Consider the following 2,500-nt stretch of genomic DNA (forward strand, 5'->3'; position numbering starts at 1 on the left):
GGCCGCCCGCGATGCCGCAGCGCGCGAGCAGGCCGCCCGCGACGCGGCTGCGCGCGAACAGGCGGCGCGCGAACAGGCCGCGGCCCGCGAACAGTCGCTGCGCGAGCAGGCCGCGCGCGAGGAGGCGCTGCGCCAGCAACAGCAGCAGCAGGCCCTGGCGCTGTCGCGCCTCGACATGCGTGCGGCGGCGCAGGCCTTGGCCACCGGCACGCCATGCTCGCTGATCGCCTGGTCGGCGACCGACCGGTCCATGACGCTCTCGGGCGTGGTGCGGCGCGGCGACGATGCGGCGATCCGCCGGGACATCGCCGCGCGCGGCGTGCCGGAGGATGCGGCGCGGCTGACACTGGCCGCCTTCGACGGGCCCTATTGCCCGGCGCTCGACCTGCTGCGCCCGGTGCTCGGGCCGGCGGGGCTCGCCCCGTCGGTCGAGGTGGTGGGCCGGCTGCCGCTGCAGAAGGGCGAGCTCATGCGCCTCGATGTGCAGATGCCCGACTGGCCGGCGCATCTGTACGTCGCCTATTTCATGCAATCGGGGCAGGTGGCGAACCTGGTGCCCTCCGCCCTTCAGGCTGCGGGGGCGCGGGTACGCCTGGGCGAGCCCCAGGGCAGCTTCACCGGCTGGGAGGTCGACGAGCCCTACGGCACCGACCTCGCCGTCGTGATCGCATCCGACCGGCCGCTGTTCGGGAATTCGCGGCCGGTGGTGGAAAGCCAGGAGGCCTACATGGCGGCACTCGGCGCCGCGCTGCGCACGGCGCGCGCCAGCGGCACCCGCGTGGTGGTGCGCCCGCTGGTGGTCGAGACGGTGGCGCGGCGCTGACGGGGCGCGACATGGCCATCACCGCGCGCGCGCTCGACATCCCGACCGCCGAGGGTGCGCTCAACGCGCATCTCTATGCACCCGCGGCCGCGCCGGAGCGCGCGCCGGCCGTGCTGGTGCTGATGGATGCGCCGGGGGTGCGCCCGGCGCTGCACGGCATGGCGGCGCGCATCGCCGCATCGGGCTATCGGGCGCTGCTGCCCAACCTGTACTGGCGCGCGGCGCGCGAGGTCGGCTTCGACCGCGCCGCCTTCTCGCGCGAGGGGGATCCGGAGCGCGAGCGCATCTTCAATCTTGCGCGCGGCTACGGCCATGCGCAGTTCCGCACCGACCTCCCCGCCATGCTGGACGCGCTCGGCGCAAGCGCCGCGCAGCCAGCGGCGGCGGTGGGCTACTGCATGAGCGGGCGCTTCGCGCTGCAGGCGCTCGCGGAACAGCCCGACCGAGTCATCGCCGCAGCGTCCTTCTACGGCACGCGCATGGTCACCGAGGCCGCGGACAGCCCGCATCTGTGGATCCCGCGCATCGCGCGGGGCGAGGCATATCTCTGCTTCGCCGAGCAAGATCCCTACGTGCCGGCGGGCATCCCCCCGCAGGTCGAGGCCGCCGTCGCGCGCAGCGGCCTGCGCCATCGCATCGAGCACTACCCGGGCACGCATCACGGCTTCGCCCAGCCCGATTCCGGCGGCTTCGACCCGGTCGCGGCGGAGCGGCACTGGGCGGCGCTGTTCGACCTGCTGGGGCGCCTGCCGCGCTGAGGTTCAGCGCGGCGCGCCCTCGCGCAGCGCCGCGCGCAGCACATCGGCCCGGGCATCGGTCAGCCCGGCATGGCTCGGGGTGAAGAAGCGCGGATCCGGCGTGAAGATCAGGTAGGCCATGGCCTCGTTGACCATCACCTCCTCGATGCTCGGGTCGTATCCCTCGCGCGCGAGGAAGGCGCGGAAGGAGGCGCGCTCGGCCTCGGTGAAGGATTCGCGCCAGACGCGCGTGGCATGCTCGGCGAATCGCTCGCTTGTGAAGAAATGGCCGTGGCCGATCTCGTGCTGCAGGATGGCGCGGCGCATCGCCTCGTCCACCCGTTCCTCGATGCCGGGCACCGAGATCACGGCGAATTCCGCCGGGGCCGGGACCAGGCGGCGGATGCGCTGCACCTCCCCGCGCAACCAGGCTTCCTCCGGCGTGAGGCGGATGCCGTCGCGTTCGGCGAGCGCAAAGAATCGCTCGAGGTCGCGGCCGCGGTAGTTGTGGCCGTAGTAATAGGTGGCCGGCGTGTCGCCGCTGCGCGCGATGGCGGCGGCCAGTGCGGCGTCGTCCAGCACGCGATCGCGCGGCAGGCCCGCCTTCTCGAGCAGCGCCGCGGCGCGGTTGAAGGCGGCACCCTGGCGGTCGAGGTTCGGGAAATCCGCGACGAAGACGCGGGGGTTTGCATCCAGCCGGAACATGCTGGGCGCATCGGTGCGATTCGCCAGGATCTCCGCCTGGCTGGCGATGGGCGGGCCGATTCGGTCGGTGGGCGGCACCACGGCGACCACCGCCGGCGCGGGCCGCGCGACCACCGGCAGCTCCGGCTTGGGTGGCGGTTCCGCCGGGCCCGTACCGCGCCACCACCACCACAGGCCGCCCGCGGCGGCGAGCACCACGGCGGCCAACCCACCCAGGAGCAGCGGCAGCACCGGC

The 2,500-nt window shown here is 74.1% G+C and carries 3 protein-coding genes; 2 read left to right on the forward strand and 1 reads right to left on the reverse strand.

Features of this window, described 5'->3' with window-relative positions; genetic code table 11:
- Both HW578_RS25460 and HW578_RS25465 read left to right on the forward strand, forming a co-directional pair.
- Nucleotides 1–823, forward strand: an 823-nt coding sequence (locus HW578_RS25460; protein ID WP_198373507.1) for a DUF4384 domain-containing protein, incomplete at its 5' end; no start/stop codon positions are given.
- Between the two features lie 11 nt (nt 824–834).
- On the forward strand, nt 835–1,581 hold the full coding sequence (locus HW578_RS25465) for a dienelactone hydrolase family protein (RefSeq protein WP_198373508.1): 747 nt from the start codon (nt 835–837) through the stop codon (nt 1,579–1,581).
- Nucleotides 1,582–1,584: 3 nt separating this feature from the next.
- Here the strand turns inward: HW578_RS25465 and HW578_RS25470 are convergent.
- Nucleotides 1,585–2,500: hypothetical protein (locus HW578_RS25470; protein WP_198373509.1), on the reverse strand; the 916-nt coding region annotated here is incomplete at its 5' end.

The sequence above is a fragment of the Roseomonas rosulenta genome, assembly GCF_016106005.1.
In the GTDB taxonomy this organism is placed as follows: Bacteria; Pseudomonadota; Alphaproteobacteria; order Acetobacterales; family Acetobacteraceae; genus Neoroseomonas; species Neoroseomonas rosulenta.